General features: G+C 54.6%; 12 protein-coding genes and 2 tRNA genes. 7 read left to right on the forward strand and 7 right to left on the reverse strand.

Features of this window, described 5'->3' with window-relative positions; all coding sequences use genetic code 11:
• Nucleotides 1-67: 67 nt before the first annotated feature.
• Entirely contained in the window at nt 68-1822 is a 1755-nt protein-coding gene (locus tag JIN87_RS04265) for an alpha-L-fucosidase (protein WP_200354287.1), read from the forward strand.
• Nucleotides 1823-2183: 361 nt separating this feature from the next.
• On the opposite strand, the gene JIN87_RS04270 is transcribed toward JIN87_RS04265, so the two are convergent.
• Together JIN87_RS04270 and folE2 are read right to left on the reverse strand one after the other, a co-directional pair.
• Nucleotides 2184-2260, reverse strand: a tRNA-Pro gene (locus JIN87_RS04270).
• Nucleotides 2261-2340: 80 nt separating this feature from the next.
• A complete protein-coding gene (gene folE2 / locus JIN87_RS04275; protein WP_200354288.1) occupies nt 2341-3300 on the reverse strand; it encodes a GTP cyclohydrolase FolE2 in 960 nt (319 codons plus the stop codon).
• Between the two features lie 339 nt (nt 3301-3639).
• Here folE2 and JIN87_RS04280 point away from each other — a divergent pair, with 339 nt between their 5' ends.
• The 3 genes from JIN87_RS04280 (at nt 3640) to pyk (ending at nt 7566) form a co-directional block, all read left to right on the forward strand.
• Nucleotides 3640-5088 (forward strand): ATP-binding cassette domain-containing protein, encoded by a 1449-nt coding sequence (locus tag JIN87_RS04280; protein ID WP_200354289.1) that lies wholly within the window; start codon nt 3640-3642, stop codon nt 5086-5088.
• A gap of 101 nt (nt 5089-5189) precedes the next feature.
• On the forward strand, nt 5190-5981 hold the full coding sequence (locus JIN87_RS04285; RefSeq protein ID WP_200354290.1) for an MBL fold metallo-hydrolase: 792 nt from the start codon (nt 5190-5192) through the stop codon (nt 5979-5981).
• A 121-nt stretch (nt 5982-6102) separates the two neighbouring features.
• On the forward strand, nt 6103-7566 hold the full coding sequence (pyk, locus tag JIN87_RS04290) for a pyruvate kinase (protein ID WP_200354291.1): 1464 nt from the start codon (nt 6103-6105) through the stop codon (nt 7564-7566).
• 129 nt (nt 7567-7695) lie between these two features.
• On the opposite strand, the gene JIN87_RS04295 is transcribed toward pyk, so the two are convergent.
• Both JIN87_RS04295 and JIN87_RS04300 read right to left on the reverse strand, forming a co-directional pair.
• Nucleotides 7696-8556, reverse strand: coding sequence for an alpha/beta hydrolase (locus JIN87_RS04295; RefSeq protein ID WP_200354292.1), 861 nt, complete (start codon nt 8554-8556; stop codon nt 7696-7698).
• 114 nt (nt 8557-8670) lie between these two features.
• Nucleotides 8671-10083: a hypothetical protein gene (locus JIN87_RS04300; protein ID WP_200354293.1), complete on the reverse strand. Its 1413-nt coding sequence runs from the start codon at nt 10081-10083 to the stop codon at nt 8671-8673.
• A gap of 307 nt (nt 10084-10390) precedes the next feature.
• Here JIN87_RS04300 and JIN87_RS04305 point away from each other — a divergent pair, with 307 nt between their 5' ends.
• Both JIN87_RS04305 and JIN87_RS04310 read left to right on the forward strand, forming a co-directional pair.
• Nucleotides 10391-13954: a CRTAC1 family protein gene (locus tag JIN87_RS04305; RefSeq protein WP_200354294.1), complete on the forward strand. Its 3564-nt coding sequence runs from the start codon at nt 10391-10393 to the stop codon at nt 13952-13954.
• Between the two features lie 207 nt (nt 13955-14161).
• Complete coding sequence (locus JIN87_RS04310) at nt 14162-16330, forward strand: thioredoxin domain-containing protein (RefSeq protein WP_200354295.1); 2169 nt, start codon at nt 14162-14164, stop codon at nt 16328-16330.
• A 45-nt stretch (nt 16331-16375) separates the two neighbouring features.
• Here JIN87_RS04310 and JIN87_RS04315 read toward each other — a convergent pair whose 3' ends face one another.
• The 3 genes from JIN87_RS04315 to JIN87_RS04325 all read right to left on the reverse strand — a co-directional run bounded on the left by JIN87_RS04315 (nt 16376) and on the right by JIN87_RS04325 (nt 18173).
• Nucleotides 16376-16801: a DUF6941 family protein gene (locus tag JIN87_RS04315; RefSeq protein WP_200354296.1), complete on the reverse strand. Its 426-nt coding sequence runs from the start codon at nt 16799-16801 to the stop codon at nt 16376-16378.
• Between the two features lie 39 nt (nt 16802-16840).
• A complete protein-coding gene (gene trpA / locus JIN87_RS04320; protein ID WP_200354297.1) occupies nt 16841-17647 on the reverse strand; it encodes a tryptophan synthase subunit alpha in 807 nt (268 codons plus the stop codon).
• A gap of 446 nt (nt 17648-18093) precedes the next feature.
• A tRNA-His gene (locus JIN87_RS04325) sits at nt 18094-18173 on the reverse strand.
• A gap of 114 nt (nt 18174-18287) precedes the next feature.
• Here JIN87_RS04325 and JIN87_RS04330 point away from each other — a divergent pair.
• Nucleotides 18288-19343 (forward strand): site-specific integrase, encoded by a 1056-nt coding sequence (locus JIN87_RS04330; protein ID WP_200354298.1) that lies wholly within the window; start codon nt 18288-18290, stop codon nt 19341-19343.
• Nucleotides 19344-19452 lie beyond the last annotated feature (109 nt).

Raw genomic sequence — 19452 nt, forward strand, 5'->3', positions numbered from 1 at the left:
TACTTCCAAGGCGACAAAGTTCCGCAACACCCCATCCCCTAACCGAGGATAACGTATCAAATTCCCTATGAAACTTTCTCTCGCCGCGCCTCTAAGTCTTGCACTCGCAAGCTTGCCTCTTGCTGCTCTCGCAGAACCGATCCTCTATCCCGACGAAAACCGTGCCCCTCTCGGCATTGACGCCCAGAATCGGGTGATCGAGATGGAAAAGAGCGAGCATCGTCGTCCCCATTTCCGTATCCCAGCCAAGGAATACCGCGAGGGTTGGGAGAAACTTCGCGACCGCCCGGTCCCTCAATGGTTAGAGGACGGCAAGTTCGGTATTTACACCCACTGGGGCCTCTACTCCGTAGCGGCAAATCCGCAGGTCAGTAACACCTACGTCCGCTACATGTATAAGGACAAGTCCACTGCGAAGGTATCTAAAGGATACAAGGAAGGCGTAAGCTCCTATCACAAAGAGCGCTTTGGCGACCCCACGGAATTTGGATACAGCGATTTGACCAAGGAATTCACCTGCGAAGGTTTCGACGGGCAGGAATACGTCGATATTATGAAAGACGCTGGGGCGAAATTCGGCGGTCTCTGCATTGTCCACCACGACGGCTATTTGCTCTGGGACAGCGACGTGGTTCCTTGGAACACAAAGGACATGGGTCCCGGTCGCGACATCTACGGCGAGTTTGTAGAAGCCGCCAAAAATTCCGATTTCAAGACAATCGCAACCTTCCACCATGCACGAAGTTTTGAATACGCTAGCGCGACACTCAACCCCGACGACTTCACCGCTGAGGAAAAGAGCAAGCTCGACATATTCAACCCCAAGTTCGACACCTGGTTTTTCCCAAGCTGGGGCAGTGCCGACGCAGAACTCTTCAACGATTTATGGCTAAAAAAAGTCAAAGAGGTCATCGACAAGTACAGTCCTGACTCCCTCTGGTTCGACGGTTTAAAACCTGCCGAACACTGTACGGAAGAAAGTCACCTCGACTTCATGAACTACTACTACGACAAGGCAGATCGTGAAGGCCGCGAAGTTACAGTTTTCAATAAGCTCCCCGGCACCCGCATGTTCAACTTCCCGCAAGGCGTAGGCATCAAATGCTACGAAGGTGGACGCGATCAACCGCCCTACGCCACCGGCCCTTTCCTCGTAGACAAAGCAATCAGCTACCCATGGAGTTGGGTCGAGAACAAGAACTACAAGTTCGGACCCGACTACCATATAGACGCCCTCATCGACATGACAGCACGTGGCGGATACTACTTCATGTCCTTAACCCCCAAAGGGGACGGCTCGATACCCGAAGAAGAAAAACGTATCTGCGCCGAAATCGGAAAGTGGCTCCGCGTCAACGGCGATGCCATCTACGGCACCCGTATGTGGAAAATCGCTACAGAGGGTCCGCTCAATACTTTCATGTACAAGGCGGAGAAAGGAACCATCTACTGGGACTACCGCAAATCCGACAAGGAGGGCGAAATCCGCTTCACTCAAAAAGGAGACGATTTATACGCCATCTTCCTTGATTGGTCCGAGGACACCTTCTCGATTCGCTCCCTTGGCAAGGACACAATCCCAGACGCGACCATCGAAAGCATCGAGCTTCTTGGATTCGACGAGGCACTGAATTACGAGCAGACTGGCGACGCCCTAACCATCAAGTCTCCTTCCAAGAAACCGCACAAGTACGCCTACGCGTTCAAAATCAAACTCAGCGGAAATGTCGGAGATAAAATGGTAATCGGCCAACCTGTCATCACGCGGGAAGAGAGCATGACCTACGACGCAATCAGTCAAAAGCACACTCGAAACCAATAACCGCACTCCAAATCGCGTTCTTCTGAAAACTGCGTATTCACCTTTCATCTACACCACTAGATAATTTGGTGTAGCAGGGTCGACTTGCCCCAAATCGGATGTCTTTTCAAGGTTCACGGTTGAAAGCGTCTGAAGGACAATCCGTTCTACCTGAAACGAATATCCCACGATTCAACTCATCGCTTTAGGTCTACCAAAATAGGGCTCCCATTTAACCAATGTGAGACTTGACGCCAAGCCCCAGCCCGACGTTTCGGAAGAATGGCATCTGTAAAGCTCATCTCACCGAGAAACGGAGAAGTACCCACAAAAAAGCCCTCATCGGTCAAATCGACCGAAGAGGGCTTTTCCTTTCAAAAAATGGTCGGGCTAGCGGGATTCGAACCCACGACCTCTTGTCCCCCAGACAAGCGCGCTACCAGGCTGCGCCATAGCCCGAATTTGAAAGAGCGGCCAATCTGTACAGCCGCTCCGCGAAGATCAATGAAAAGTTGCGCGAAATTAGCCTTCCCCCCCGATCAGCAAATCAATGAGTCGAAATCGCTGAAGTCGGCTTGGAATCCACCGGGAACTCCCTTGCAGATCACCGATACCGCATCGTGCGAGTGCAGCGATTCGAGGTGAGAACAAGCCACTTGGAAGTCCGCGATACGATCGTCGGATGCGAGCTGCTCGTAAACCAAACGTGCCGCGTCTTCCACGAACTTGATATACGCACCGTTGAGCTCGGCAAACGCCTGCTCGTCCTCGCGCTTCACCATGACTTGCGTCTCGGTCTTAAGAGCTTCGGCCAAGTGCTTCTGCAAGTCCTCGATATCGAGCGATGCCCCTTCCGCCAGCTTTACGAACACGCGGGCCTTGCTGCGCTGGGAGTGTGGGATCGAGTACGCTTCACGCAAGTCGCGTGCATGCTCCGCAAGCTCCGCCGAACAAGGGCAAGCCGATGAGTAAACAAAATCGAAGTGAATCAGACGCTCAAAAGTGCCGTCTTTGGATAGACGCCCCTCGAAGGCACACTTGTAGTACTGGTAACCTTCCAGACCGCTACGCAAACTTGGCTGGATGATCGGATAATTGAAGCGGATGATGATTCGCGCATCGAAAGCCACGACCTTGTCGCGAAACAGGTCGAGTACCGTCCGGACCGTGTCGATTGTGAACACCTCGTCCTTCAGTTCGTAGAAGGAACGCATGATGCGGGACATGTTGATCCCCTTCAGGTTCGCTTCCAAAGAAACTGATCCTGTGATGCTCGCTTCAAGCGTAAGTAGCTTGCCATCAGCAGCTCGCACAGTGAGCGGCAGCTTGAAGTTCGATACGCCAACCTGCTGGATCGGAACCGCAGCGCCTTGCTCCGATTCGACCGCATCCATGATGTCCGGCATCGACTCCCGATAATCTTCGGAAGGCTTGAAGTCGGCATCGTACGACCGCTTGACCGGCGCCGCTTCCGCGGGATCGGTTTTGTGCAGGTACATCTTTGGTTTATTCTTAATCGACATCGGAAATTACGGTCGCAGTCGACGATCCGAGCGAAAACTCGCCTCGCCACCTACTAAAAAAGGATCCGCCAGTAGAGGATCCGACGAAAAAAAAGCAAGAAAACAAGATGAACGCGAGCCTTCAGCTTACGGCTGCAAAGGTTCGGCAAAATGTCTTCCAAGCGCTCCAAAATCTTTATGCATCTAGGCAACCGCATCTACGTCCCTTTACATCCTATTGGCATTCAATCACTTTCAGCGAAGCATGAATAGAACTTGTCCATTATGCAGACAATTTGAATAGCAGAAGCCTCCTTAGTCCTTGCTCTGCCACTTATGCCCCCTAGTCATGCACCGATGCGATTTCGGGGACTGAAGTATGGCCAAATAGAAATCGAGGAGTTGAACCTCTCCTCGGGCCAAACGACCTGTTTCCTTGGTCGCAACGCTTCGGGAAAAAGCCTGATCGGTACGCTCATCACTGGGGAAACCTCTCCTGATGAAGGCGCGATAGAGGACGTTCCTTCTAATGTATCCCTCCTCTCATTTGAAAGCCTCCAGCAAGACTACGAACAAGAGCTGGCGAACGACGATACGGACTTTCAGGACAGTCTCGACTACGGAACGACTGGCCGGGAGCTCCTGCTTGGTTCCGGCCACTCAAATGGCAAAATCGAGGATGCAGCCCAGAGGTTCGGGATATCGGACATGCTCGATCGCGGCTGCCGCCAGTTTTCCACCGGCGAGCTCAGGAGAATCACACTCCTGAAGGAAATCCTCCTTGAGCCAGACCTCCTTATTCTGGACGAACCTTACGAGGGACTTGATCGAGAGAGCCAACTTACCCTCGGTGATTTTTTCCACCAACTAGCTGTATCCGGGAAGCAATTACTTTTTCTGGCAAACCGTCTGCAGGACGTACCTGAATGGTCTGATCGTTTGATCATCATCGAAAACGGGAAGATCATCGACGACCGTCCCACCAGGGTATCTCTTGCTGATGCGAGCACTCAACAGCTCTTCACCCTCGGCGAGAACATCCCTGCCCTTCCCGACTGTCCTAGCGGTCAACCACCTGTATTCACACCTCTCCTACGTCTTACCGAGAATAAAATAGCGTACGGGGATACAACCCAGTTCGAGGGCCTCAACTGGACACTGCAAGCAGGTGAGCACACGCTCATCACCGGTCCGAACGGTAGCGGGAAATCAACCTTGCTTTCTCTCCTCACTGGAGACCACCCGCAGTGCTACACCAACCAAATCGAAATCTTCGGCTACCAGCGTGGCACAGGCGAAAGCATCTGGGACATTAAGAGGCACATAGGCTACCTCTCCCCTTCATTGCATCGCGACTACCGAGTTAGCTGCAGTCTAGAGACCGTTCTCGTATCCGGTTTCCATGACAGTATCGGACTTTACGAACCCGCTACAGCAGAGGAGTTAAGCATCGCTCATCAATGGCTCGAGTTCTTTGGGCTCAGCGAGTTCGCCAACCGTCCCTTCCGATCCCTCTCCTACGGACAGCAACGCCTAGCCCTGATAGGCCGTGCCCTCATCAAGCAACCGCCACTAGTGATCTTCGATGAACCGACCCAAGGACTCGATGATCTCAACCGCCACCTCGTACTCGCTTGCCTGGAACGATTGGCCTCCCTCGAACGCACGACCTTGTTGTTCGTCAGCCATCGGGAGGACGAACACATACCACTTTTCAAACGACAGCTTGCCTTCCGGGTCTCAAAACATGATAGCACACGTTTTGAGGTAGTTAAGCTCGGCTAATTTTTCACTTAACGGTTATTAGTAGAAGCAATCGCAAACATTTTAATGTTCCATAATTCAGACTCCTAATACCTAATCCCGATCAATTATTACAAATGACCATGCAATTTTCCATATTAGGCAGCTCCAGCTCCGGCAACGCCGGTCTCTTGCTGACTGAAAATTGCAAGGTTCTCATCGACGCGGGCTTCAGCTGCAAGCGGCTCTGCGGCATGCTCGAGGAGCGGGATGTTAAACCTGAAGAGATCGACGCCATCTTCGTCACTCACGAGCATAGCGACCACACCGCAGGCATTTCGACCTTTTCGAAGAAGTTCGGGCCAAAGGTATTCGCAAATCCCCTCACCGCAAAAGCCATCCAGCCAAAAATGAAGAATCGCCCTGATTGGATGCTCTTCCAAACAGGAACTCAGTTCGAATTTCGCGACCTACAGGTCGAGAGTTTCTCCATCCCGCACGACGCCCACGATCCGGTGGGCTTCAAGTTCACAACTGGCAGCGGAGAAGATCTATTCTCGCCAATCAAACGTATGGCTTGGGTTACCGATCTAGGCTTCGCGCCCGCGAATATCGCCCAACGCATTCAAGACGTGGATACGCTAGTGGTTGAATCCAACTACGACACGCAAATGCTGGAGGAGGACACCCGTCGTCCATGGGCACTCAAGCAACGTATCAGCGGACGCCACGGACATCTTTCCAACGCGGCGGCAAAAGACCTCCTCGCCTCCATCGAAAAACCTCGTTGGAACCGCGTCTACCTCGCTCATCTTAGCAGCGACTGCAACAGTGCCGAAGCAGTCGATTCCACTTTCGCAGAACTGCGCCAAAACGCATCTTTCCCTATCGAGACAATCCTATCGGGTGAAGGCTCTGCCCTCGCCGCAGTCTAAGGCAAATCGATCATTCAAAATTATGAAACCAGGTGGCGCGCAAACGAAACAGCGCCTCCCTTGCCTTGCCGTCTCGACGCCGGAATAAAAGACAACAGACAAATCCAGAACTCACATCACTATGTTCCAGGACTCACACCGCATCCCCCGACGCACAAAGATCATCTTCACGGTAGGCCCCGCTACCGACAGTGAAGAGATGCTCGAAAAGCTGATCGGCGAACACTTCGTCGACATCTGCCGCATCAACATGGCGCACGCCAACCATGACTACGTGCGCACAGTCGTCCGTCGCATCCGCAAAATCGGCGAGCGTATCAATCGCCACATCCCTATCATGATGGACGTCAAGGGCCCAGAAATTCGCACTGGCGATGTCGAGGCCCCGATCGAGCTCAAGCCAGGCGAGATTTTCGACTTCACCATCAAGCCCGGTGGCGCCGACGGCAAACCAAGCAACAACGAGGAGATTCGTTCCGTAGACGTAAACTACGCCGAGCTCATCAACGACGTAGACGTCGGTTCCGTCGTTCTCGTGGACAACGGCCTCATCCGTCTCGAAGTTCTCGAGAAGCAGGATGCCCGCATTCGCTGTAAGGTGATCATCGCCGGCGAGCTCACCAGCCGTCGCCACATCAACCTGCCAGGTGTTAAGGTAAACCTTCCGGCACTCACCGAGAAAGACCGCAACGACACGCGTGTTGGTATCGAAGAAGGCGTCGACTTCTACGCCCTATCCTTCGTTCGCGAAAGCTCCGACCTGCAGTTGCTCCGTGACTTCCTCGACGAAAACGGCGCCCACCGATCCCTCATCATCGCAAAGATTGAGGATCAGTCGGCGATCACTAATCTCTACAGCATCGTCCAAGACTGTGACGGTCTGATGGTTGCCCGCGGCGACCTCGGCATCGAGTGTCCGTTCCAGACACTGCCAACCATTCAGCGCAAGGCGGTTAAAGCCTGTCTCTCACTTGGCAAACCGGTCATCATCGCGACTCACATGCTCGAGTCCATGATCAACAGCCCGATGCCAACTCGAGCTGAGGTATCGGACGTCGCCAACGCTGTTCTCGAAGAAGCGGACTGTGTCATGCTCTCAGGAGAAACCACCGTCGGTAAGTACCCAACCGAATGTGTCGAAGCGATCACCAAGATTTCTACAGAGGTCGACATCAACGGTCAGAAGACTGGCTACGCCAACAATCTCTCGCTCGATAGCGACAAGCGAAAGATCCAGCACTCAGCGGTCGTCATGGCAAACGAGCTCAACGCGGTCGCCATCATCTGCTTCACCCGCAGCGGCAACATGGCTAAGGGCGTATCCGCTCTGCGCCCGGAGAACTCACCGATCTTCGCCTTCTCGAACTCGCACGACACCATCAAGCAACTCCGCCTAAATCACGGTGTTATCCCCTTCGAGATGATTTTCTGCACCGAGCCCGACGCCACCGTCAGCAAGGCGATGAAGCACCTCAAGAAGATGGGCTACCTCGTTCCGGGCGACAAGGTAGTGGTTGTATCCGACATCCTCGCAGCAGACTCCGTCATCGACAGCATCCAATTGCGAACCGTCTCCCACGACTAACTTCAAGTTAGCGGCCGTTGCCCTCAACGGCCATCTCACCTTTCCAAAACGCGAGCTCCTGCAGCTCGCGTTTTTTCATTTCAACACCCAGCGGGCATCACGGGACGGTTACCTCCCAGCCCGCCTGTTCTATTCGACACCAAGAAACTCCCGAATAGCGTTCCGCACTTCCGGACTCTGGAATCCTTCTCCTCCGTGTCCTCCTCCTTCAACGACAAGAAACTCTACCTCTAGGCCTTTCCGCTCATAAACATCTACGATGCGCTCCGACTGGCCGATCAAAACTTGCGGATCCTCGTCGCCATGTATCACAAGCATCGGAGGATCGTCCTTGGAAACATGATACGCCGCTCCAGCCTGCTTGGCGATTCTCTTGTTTCCCTTAACCGGCCCACCCAGTAGTCTATAGACGATACCACTCGGCTTGTCCGTCTTTTCAGGCTGAGTCTTCGAACGCTGGATGAAATCGGTAGCCCCATAGAAGTCGATAATCCCATCAACCTTCGAACTCTGGTCCAAATTGCCACCCACAGTCCCCTCAAGAGCGTCAACACCATGAGTCGTCCCCAGAAGAGCCGCGAGATGCCCACCTGCGGAGCGACCTCCCACTACTACGTAGCTCGTATCGTATCCATATTTTCCTGCATTCGCTCGCAGCCATCTCAAAGCCCCCTTGCAATCATGGATCTGCGCCGGATGTGAAGCCACATCCGTCAGGCGATAACTGATGCTCGCCACCGCAAAACCGTGAGCGGTCAACCACTGAAAGGAACTATCCTTATAGTTCCCTCCACTCCATCCACCCCCATGAATATTCATCACCAGAGGAGGACTCTCCACTCCCTGAGGGACAAAAATATCCAGCTTCAACTCCTGCCCATCCACCTCCGCAAAAACTATGTCCCTAAACGCTCGAACCTCCGTTTCTGCCTTCGCTCCCAAGGCCAAAAATCCCAATAATACAACACCCCAAATACGTCCAATACTCATTGCTCTACCAATCTAAATTTACTCAAAACAATTCCAATGCGCCCCACCCGTTCCACCACAGGAGAGCGTCGAAAAACTCCCGGAAACAGACCAGAAACGAAAAGTAAAGATCCCTCAAAAATGGTGTACGTAAAAGCCCTGCTTGGTTCGGCTTCCCACCGTGTAATGCGCTGCTGCCAACAAGAACGGAATCCACAACAGAGCCTGCAAAGTCCATGGCATCGACCAAACTTGAGTATCGGCAAAAACGCGATACGCGCCGAAGTAGGCGAATGCCGACAAACTCGCCACACGGAAGACATAATTACCACTCCCCACTCCAACGATCGCCAGCAAGATAAAGCTCCACGGAAACACCGATGTAGCCAAAGCGATCGTCCAAACGAGATAGAAGGACAAAAAGCGCTCCATACTCTCGCACACGTGAAGCATCCACACCGTCGCCAGCCCCAATACCCCCAAGAACACCATCGGGCTTAAGCTCCCCGTGTAGAAGAAACCGGTGATCGACGGAATCAGCGAAACCGCTCGTTCCGCCAAGTGATACTCCGGCGCCACGATCCTGGAAATATCCACATTCAGCGAGATCGAAGCCCACATCAAAGTCAGCACCAGAGGAGCGGCGCCAAAGACCAGAGCCACAAGCCCCGCCCGAATCCCGCTCCGCTTCAAAACGTGCCAAATCAGCCAAAGCACCCCCGGCACAAGCAGCACGTTAAGAGCCGCTCCCATCCCCATCAACAAAGCCGACACGCAAACCATCTGCCCAAGAGCGCTGCCAATCCCCCCAGCCGCCTTGATCACCGAAACGCCCCCCTTCTGGTCGATCCAAAAATCCCACATCAAAAAACCGCCCGCAAACGGCAGCAAAAACAGGCTATGGTCCACGCCAAGCCCGCCCACCGCATAGATCACCAGCGGATTCCAAGCGTAGAGCACCGCGCGCTCCGCCCCGAAACGAAGCGCGAACAACAAGCACAACAGCAAGTCCACCACGATCAACACCGACTTGAAATAGTCCCTCGGATTCCCGAACTCCTCAAACGCGCTGTAAACCCAAAGCAACCCCGGCAAATAACTCGACGGAGTCGACTTGTCCTCCATCTCCTCCCAGTTCTCCCCGCGAAACGCCGTCAGACGCTCAGCCTCCGGGGCAAGCTCGTAAGGATTGTGCTCCGCCGCCAAAATCTGGCTGTCCCAAAGCCGCCTCTCCAAGATCTCACCCGGCTCGATCGGCAGCATCGCGATCCGAGCCACCGCCGCCACCAAAAGCATCAGCCACGTCATCCGCTTCGCGAAGTGCCACGAAAGCAGATACCCTAGGGCGATAAACCCGAAACTGATCTGAAACTTCGAAACGTTGTCCGCCACGCTCAGATCCGAAAAACCAACCATCCGGAAGCTTCCCAACAAAACCAAAGTCGCCGCCAAAACCGGCAATACGTAGTCCCTCCGCTTCGTGCGGTAAAAGGAGGGCTGACGCGAACTGCCGCTCGCCTGGTTAAAAAGTGCCGAATTGCCACGCATAAAAGGCGGAGGATCAATGGGATGCCATGGGGCTGGCCAAATTTCAACTCTTAGGATTTCAGCCGATCACTCAAGCAATATGCGGCGCCAAACGTAGATTTGAGTAAGATCAAGCCCTAGCCAATCCGAGCCGTGCCACGGAGCTCGGTTCCGACGCTCGCATCAGCCCGAGAAACAGCCCGCATAAGCGCAACTTAAGCTCAACTATTTGAACTGTACTATTCTATAGAACGAATCGCCGGAACCAGCGTTTAATCTTTAAAACCAAGGCGGATTTCCTATCTCGAAGGTACCCATCCCGAACAAAATGATTACTCCCCACCTTGCCCGCCTGGGAATCACACTTCCTGCCGCCATGCTCGCGGCGCACGCCCATTCCGCCTCCCCAGAGGCGGCTCCCGCTGGTGAAACCCTTTTCGCCAAGCTGGATCCAAGCGCCATAGGCCTGGACGTTACCAACACCTACTCAGATCCCGCCATGTGGGGTCAGAAGTACACCGAGTTTCAAGGAGGCGCCGTAGGCACCGGCCTCGCAGCGGGCGATATCGATGGAGACGGACTCGTCGACCTCTACGTCGTCACCAAAACAGGCTCCAATAAACTCTTCCGCCAGACCGCCCCTTTCCAGTTCGAAGACATCACCGACCAAGCAGGAGTCGCAGGTAGCGACGCTTGGGGAACCGGTAGCTCCTTCGCCGACATCGACAACGACGGCGACCTCGACCTCTACGTCTGCCAGTTCGACGCCCCGAACCTGCTCTTCCTCAACGACGGAAACGGCACCTTCACCGAATCAGCCAAGAGCTACGGCATCGACATTGTTAGCGGCAGCGTAGTCGGCACCTTCGAGGACTACGACCGCGACGGCGACCTCGACCTCTTCCTCCTCACCAACGTCCTCGACGCCACCGCCAATCCCGACGGCGAGCCAGACTACCTCTACCGCAACGAAGGGAACGGAAAATTTACCGAAGTCACCCAAGCCGCCGGAATCGCCGCCGACCGCGGAAAAGGACACTCCGCCACCTGGTGGGACGCCGACGGAGACAACTGGCCCGACCTCTACATCGCCAACGACTTCGAAGCCCCAGACCATCTGTATAAAAACAATGGAGACGGCACCTTTACCGACATCACCGACATCGCGCTCCCCCATACCGCTTGGTACTCCATGGGCTCCGACTTCGGCGACATCAACAACGACGGCCGCCTCGACTTGCTGACCGCCGACATGGCCAATACCACCCACTTCAAATCGAAAGTCACCATGGGAGACATGGGCGGATGGGTTGATTTCTTCGACGCACAAGTCACGCCCCAGTACATGAAGAATGCGGTCTTCTTGAACTCCGGCACACACCGCTTCATGGAAGTCGCAAAGATGACTGGCCTCTCAAGCACCGACTGGACCTGGTCCACCCGCTTCGAGGATTTCGACAACGACGGTTGGCTAGACCTTCACGTCACCAATGGCATGGTCCGCTCCTTCACCGACTCCGACATGGTCAACAAAATCAAGAAGCTCAAGTCCAAGCGCCAGATCGTAGCCCTCGTCAAAAACAGTCCCGTCCTACGAGAAAAGAACCTCGCCTTCCGTAACGACGGAGCGGATACGCTCCACTTCACCAAAGTCACAAAGCAATGGGGACTCGAGCACGAAGGAGTCTCCTTCGGTTCCGTAGCCGCAGACTTCGACAACGACGGCGACCTCGACCTCATCTACTCGAACTACGACGCACCCCTCTCCGTCTACCAAAACAACAGCGATAGCAACTACCTCACAGTTCAGCTCGAAGGCTCTCTCAGCAATAGTCACGGCATCGGAGCACGCGTCCTCATCGAATCCAGCCAAGGCACCCAAGTACGCAAGCTCACCGTCGCGCGAGGGGTTCTCTCCTCCTCTCAGCCCGTCGCCCACTTCGGACTCGGCCAAGACAAAAAAATCCCAAGCGTCACAGTCCATTGGCCTAGCGGCACCATTCAAAAGATCAAAAACGTATCTGCCAACCAGAAGCTCCGTATCCAAGAACCCAAGACCGGAGCAGCCCCACTCGCCGCAAAAGAGATCATCAACCCAGTATCTGGTCTTTTTACCGAAAGCTCGGATGAACTTGGCCTGAATTTCACACGTAAGGAAGAGACATTCAACGACATGACTCGCCAATCTCTTCTCCCTCACCGCATGAATACACTCGGAGGCGGCATCGCCGTTGGAGATGCGGATGGAGACGGCGACTCCGATATCTACTTCTCAGGAGCAACGGGTGGAGTCGGGGCTCTCTACCTCAACAATGGGAAAGGCAGCTACACTCTCGACTCCCGCCAACAACCTTGGAGCGCTAAAACACAAACGGAAGAAATGGCTCCCCTCTTTGCCGACGTGGATACCGATGGAGATCTCGACCTCTACATCTCTTCAGGCAGTGTCGAAGTTCTCGAAGGAGATTCCGCTTTAAACAACTCTCTGTATCTAAACTCTGGCGACGGCCAATTCACCGAGGCTGATGCTTCTACTTATACTCCAGCAGCCACTAGCAGCTCTGTTGTAGCAGCCGGAGACTATGATCGCGACGGAGACCTCGACCTTTTTGTCGGGGGCCGTGTAGTTCCCGGCGAGTACCCGAGAGCCCCGCGCAGCGCTCTGCTCCGCAACGACAACGGCACCTTCGTTGATGTGACTGATGAGGATGCTCCCGGTCTCGCAGACTCTGGAATGGTGACCGCCGCTCTTTGGACAAGTCCTGAAGGCCATAAAACCAAAGGCTTACTCATCCTCTCGGAGCTCGAAGCCCCACGCTACTACAGGAACATGGGAGGGAAGTTGGGAGAGCTGAAAATCGACCGTGGATTCGCCGATATCAAAGGATGGTGGAACTCCCTCGCCGCAGCTGACGTCGATAACGACGGCGACCTCGATTACATAGCTGGCAATCTCGGTTTGAACACTAAGTACAAGGCCAACGCCGACCACCCATTCAAGATCTACTTCAACGACTTCGAAGGAACCGGAAAGTGCAACATCGTCGAAGCCAAGTACGAAGGTGAAAACCTCCTTCCGGTCCGTGGACGCAGCTGCAGCTCCCGCGCGATGCCTTCCATCGCCGAACGCTTCCCCACCTTCCACGATTTCGGAGCCGCCAGCCTCGACTCGGTCTACGCGCCCGAAAAACTCGAAACCTCCCTCCTCAAAGAGGCCACCGAGCTCGGCACCGGAATCTTCTTCAACGACAACGGCCGCTTCACCTTCAAACGCCTTCCCCGCATCGCCCAAATGGCCCCCGTATACGGAATCGCCGCCGCAGACTTCAATGGCGACGGAAATATCGACCTCGCGCTCGCCCAGAACTTCAACGGCCCCCAAGTCGAAACCGGCCGCTACGACGGAGCCCTCAGCGTCCTCCTGATTGGAGACGGCACCGGCAACTTCCAAGGCACCGAACCGAACGAAAGCGGCATCTTCATCGAAGACGAAGCTCGCGGCATGGCAGTTGCCGACCTCAATGCGGACGGCTGGCCCGACCTGCTCGCCTCTCGTCCAAACAACTCCGTGCACGCCTACCTCAACGAAGGCGAAAAAGGAAACGGCTCCGTAGCCGTATCGCTCCTTTCGAAGATACCGAGCAACCCACAGGCATTTGGAGCTCAAGTACTTGTCACCTATTCGGACAACTCGAAGCGAGCGTACGAAATCGGCACAAACTCCGGGTACCTCAGCCAAAGCGAAGCTACCATCTTCCTCGGCTACACCAAAAAGAACAAACCCGAGCAAATCGAAATCACCTGGCCCAACGGCAAGAAGAGCCAAAAGCTCATCGACACCAAGAAAGCCAAACTCGTCATCGAGCAACCCAGCGAGCTCGTCGCGAAATAGGAGGGTCAAGCACCGTCGTTGCCACAAAGTGTCGCCTATCTCTCCAATGGTAGGGTCTGACCGCCGGGCAGACCGTGTTGCAGGATCAATCTTCTGCAGCGGGCCGAACCGTCACGCCCTACCAGCGACACTTTAAAGAACGTAGCCCTCCACTAACGAAACTTCCCCCTTGCTGGCCTGTCCTCATCAGGCCAGCATTTTTGTTTTATGCCTCGCCTGACAGCCATTTTCCTTTGCCTCAGTCTCACTGTAGGCTCCGCTCACGCCGCCAATCGCCTCGCCGACTCCCAGTCCCCCTACCTGCAACAACACGCGGACAACCCAGTAGATTGGTACCCCTGGGGGCCCGAAGCCTTCGAAAAAGCGGAAGCAGAGCAAAAGCTCGTATTCATTTCCGTCGGCTACTCCACCTGCCACTGGTGCCACGTCATGAACCGCGAATCCTTCTCCGACGAAGAGATCGCCGCGTATCTAAACGAAAACTACGTCTGCATCAAAATCGACCGCGAAGAACGCCCAGACATCGACAACGTCTACATGACCTTCGTGCAAACCCTCACCGGACAAGGCGGATGGCCCCTCAACGTCTGGCTCACCCCCGATAAAAAACCCTTCTTCGGCGGCACCTACTTCCCGCCCCGCGACGATCCAAGACGCGGCCGCGGCTTCCTTCCCATCATCCAAAACATCAACAAGCTCTGGAAGCAGGATCCCGCTAGCATGCTGGCCCGCAGCACCTCCATGGTGGAAACGCTCAACCAACACAGCCCCGAATCCTCCGCAGCCGAAGGCGACGTTTCTCTCGATTTGATCACCAGCTCCATCAGCGCCTCGCTCTTCGCCTTCGACGAGGAGAACAAAGGCTTCGGCGAAGGCCAAAAATTCCCCGGAGCCAACTCCCTCTCCCTCCTGCTCCGCGCCGCAGCAACCCCAGAGATCGCCGACGAAGACCGTGCCCTCGCCAAACGCATGGGACTCGAAACGCTCGACGCCATCATCACTGGCGGCATCCGCGACCATGTAGGCGGCGGCTTCCACCGCTATACCGTCGATGCAGGTTGGCAACTCCCTCACTTCGAGAAGATGCTCTACGATCAAGCCCTCATCGTCGAAGCCCTCATCGACGCATGGCAGCTCACCGGCGAAGATCGCTACAAGCAAGCGACCATCGAAACGCTCGATTACCTGCTCCGCGAAATGCGAGATCCGGCTGGCGGATTCTACAGCGCTGAAGACGCTGAAAGTGACGACCCCGATGCCCCCGGCACCAAACGAGAAGGCGCCTACTTCCTCTGGAGCGTCGCCGACTTCGAAACCCTCTTCCCTGCCGAAGAAACTCGAGCCGCCCTCGCCGCCTACTTCAATGTCCGCCCCGCCGGAAACGCCCCCTACGGCAATTTCCCGCGAGACATCTTCCAAGGCTACAACACGCTTCGCATCAACTCAGTCAAAGAAACCATCGATCCGAAAACGCTCGAAGAAGGACTAAACACGCTCCGCGAAGCACGCTCCAAACGCAAACGCCCTCACCTCGACGACAAGATAATCACCTCCTGGAACGGACTCGCCATCTCAGCCCTCGCCCGCGCCGGACTTGTCTTCGAACGCGACGACTACACAGCCGCAGCCCAGCAAGCCGCCACCTTCATTCTCGAAAACCTGTACGACGCGCAGACTGGCACCCTCGCCCGACTCTACCGAAAAGACGTGTCTCCAGTTTCCGGATTCGCCGAAGACTACGCCTTCATCATCGACGGACTGCTCGACCTCTACGAAGCCACCGCCGACCACACATGGATCCAGCAAGCAAAACGCCTTCAAGACACCCAGGACCAACGATTCGCCGACTCGGACGCCGGAGGCTTCTTCCTCTTCGAAGCAAGTGAGGACATCGTCTTCAAGCGGACAAAATTCTCGGCCGATTCCGCCATTCCTTCCCCAAATTCCGTTAGCGCTAAAAACTTGGCCCGTTTGTCCCAGTTTTTTGACGACAGCACGCTCGCCGACCGAGCAGCAGCAACCATCGCCGCCTTCTCCGCCGAACTCGAATCAGCAGGCACTTATCTCCCAACCCTCCGGGAAGCCGCCCTGCTTGTGAGCAAAAAGCCACTACAGATCGTCATCGCCGGAACTCCCGACTCGAAAGCCGTGGACGAAATGCTACGCGAGATGAACCACCGCCTGCTTCCCAGCCGCATCCTGCTCTATGCGGACCAAGGCCAAGGCCAAGCCTACCTCGGCGAACACCTCGAGTTCATCCAAACCGCCAAGTCCTACGACGACCTCGCCACCGCTTTCGTCTGCGAGAACTTCGTCTGCCAAATGCCCACCGAAGACCCCAAAGTCTTAGCAAAACAGCTCGACGCCAAAAGGTAGAACAGGAGGGCAACGCTTCCGTCGTTGCCAAAACCATAGCCTGCTCTAATTCTCCATCGCTCCCCGCATTCGGGAAGCGCTTTGCGTCTTAGCCACAATAATTGGCAAATAGCTCTTCTTCACGCCATCCACCCAAAGCTGTAGCTCATAAACGCCAAACGCAGGGAACTGCAGGTTGTTGATATTAAGCACCAGATTCTGAGCGATCGACGGGCGTCCTGGAGTGAACTTCACGTTAAGCTTAGCTCCTATCCCGGGGCCGATCCGCGTCCCTTCCTTGTCCACCAACTGGACCTGGATCGTATGCTCACCCGCTTCCTCCTCCACAAAACGCATACGCACCGCGACCGAGCACCGCTCACGCGAAACCGGAGCTTTCGGAGCGGCAATCCCTTCGAATGTCCCTAAAATATTGAGCTTTCCAGCGCTGTCGGTCGCCGCATCGCAAATCGAGAAGATCTCAACAAACATTTCTACTATCCTAGGACAACACGCCTCAGACGCAAACAGCTAGCGAACCTTGGTCCCCAGAACCAAATCACTGACCAAAGTCCCCATCGCACCCGTAATCGCAGCCGTATCGCCCAAGTTGTCCTTAATCGTATTCACGATCGCGCTACCCACCACGACGCCATCCGCCAACTCGCAGATCGTCCGGACCTGCTCCTGCTTGGAAACGCCAAAACCAACGACCAGCGGCTTATCCGTCACGTCGCGGATCATCCCCACCATCTCGTTCAAGTCGTCCGCCAAGTCCTCGCGTACCCCAGTCACTCCCGTGCGAGAAACGTAGTAGATAAAGCCCGTAGCATGCTTCGCGATATAGCCCACCCGCTCCGCCGGCGTCGTCGGAGCGATCAGAAAAACCGTTCCCATGCCGTGCTGCTCGCAGGAAGCCAAATGGTCTTCCGCTTCCTCCGGCGGCAAATCCAAAACCAGCAGCCCATCGACTCCCGCCGCCTTGGCGTCCGCGATGTACTGGTCCAATCCGTTGCTGAACATCAGATTGTAGTAGGTGTAGAAGACGATCGGCACCTCGTCGTTTTCCGCACGGATCTTTCGAACCAGCTCGAAAACATCCGCCTGAGTAGTGCCCGACTCGAGCGCTCGCTGCGCCGCCAACTGATTAGTAAGACCATCCGCCAGCGGATCCGAGAAGGGAACGCCAAGCTCCATCACGTCCACACCGCTTTTGATCAAAGTGCGACACACCTCCAAAGAGGTATCGATATCAGGATCCCCCGCGCACACGTAAGATACGAAAGCGGAGCGACCTTCAGACTTGGCCTTGGAAAATGCGGACTCGATGCGGTTCATTGGCCAATCCCATGTAGAAGAGCCTCCCAGAGGTCAAGCGCAGCGAGATTTGCACAATATTTTGGACGATGATACGGCCTATGGCCTACATGATCGCCTCCGGCGAACAGGATAAAACCGAAACTTCTCCCAACAATTTCGAGAACAACATCAAACATCATGTTGGCGAAGCCATCATCGCTCACCGCAGGTGATCATCGTTTAAAAACCAAACTCCGGACACAAAAAAAGCCGAGACTACGAAAGCTCGGCTTTTCTTTCAGGATGGGGTGATAAACCGGATTGACTCGCGGGCCTGCGGCCCGTCTCGGGGCTCGCGCCCACACTCCTGCGTCGTGTCCGTTCCGCTTCGCTTCACAAACCGGCTTCGCCGATTCAAGTCCTCGATTCTTGGGTGCGGACACAAAAAAAGCCGAGACTACGAAAGCTCGGCTTTTCTCTCAGGATGGGGTGATAAACCGGACTCGAACCGGCGACCCCCGGAATCACAATCCGTGGGTCACAAATAGCCCCATCACCTCACCCCACCTTAAATCCCTCATTATCAACAACAATTCAATCAACCATATTTCCTTCCACAAACATACCATCGCACAGTTTTGCGTTGATTTGCGAACTTTCGGTCCCCAATTTAGTCCCCATGGGTTCCCGAAATATCGCTCCCACGGTCCGAATCAAAAAGGACCAAAGCAAAAAACTGAAATTCCGAGTCTATTACCGTGAGTCAGGACGCAATGTTTACGTTAGCAGTCACGCGACGAGGACTGGAAAGGACGGGGCGGAAGCCGCCAAGAAAAAGGCTCAAGATGATTTGGACGCTCGGTATGGGACTGCAGAAGAAGAGACTTCGGCACCGGGAGTTGGAGGTTTTTCCGACCACATCGATGAATTCATCAAATATTGCAAAGGGAAGAAACTCGCACCCGCCACTATCGGCTTCTACGAGGAAAAACTCGGATTCCTAGTCAACAAACTGGGGCGTGCTTCGCTAAGAAACCTTGATCGAAACCGAGTAAAGCTTGCGATCAAGTCAGCGAATAACGGCCCAACTTGGGGCAAAGGGATACTCGGCGCGCTTTCCGCGTACATGAACTGGGGGTACTCACGAGCCGTCCCCCTTTGCCCTCCTTCTTTTACAAAGTTTATCGATCTGGAGCATCCGCGCCCGACGCGACACAAAAACTACTATACAGTAGAGGAAGTTCGAGCCCTCATGAATCATTGCAAAGACGATGCTCGGAGGTACCCCATGGCATTAAAATTTTTCGCGGGCATTCGGACTGAAGAGCTGAATCGGCTGACTTGGGACTACATCGATTTCCGATCACAAACCATCTACATTCCAGAGACTATTGGAAAAACAGCAGGTAACATGGAAGCCCTCCCAGATATCCTCTGGCATTGGCTCGATGGAGCACCCCAAACCGGAAGGGTATACGATGGAGTAGCCCGCTATGTTCTTCGTAATGTGAGACGAAACATCGAAGAGATCACAGAATACCATGGAGCAACCTCTCGTCGCACATTCGCAACTTATGCAAGCAACCATTTCGGAGTCGAGAGGACACGAAAATGGATGCGCCAATCCGACAAGCTAACGACACTAGAACAAAAATACATAGGTTGCGTCACTCACCGTAAAAACAAGCCGTACATTGCCACAAATGAGGTTTCCAAATGCTACTTCGAAATCTAACAACTGCCTTACCTTAACCAAACGCTCCCAACTTCTAAGAATCAAAATCCGCAAGGACGCGCCCTCGGGCTTAACACAACTTTGGTAGGAACAACTATCGAGAGAATTC

Source organism: Pelagicoccus mobilis, assembly GCF_016595505.1.
Taxonomy (GTDB): domain Bacteria; phylum Verrucomicrobiota; class Verrucomicrobiia; order Opitutales; family Opitutaceae; genus Pelagicoccus; species Pelagicoccus mobilis.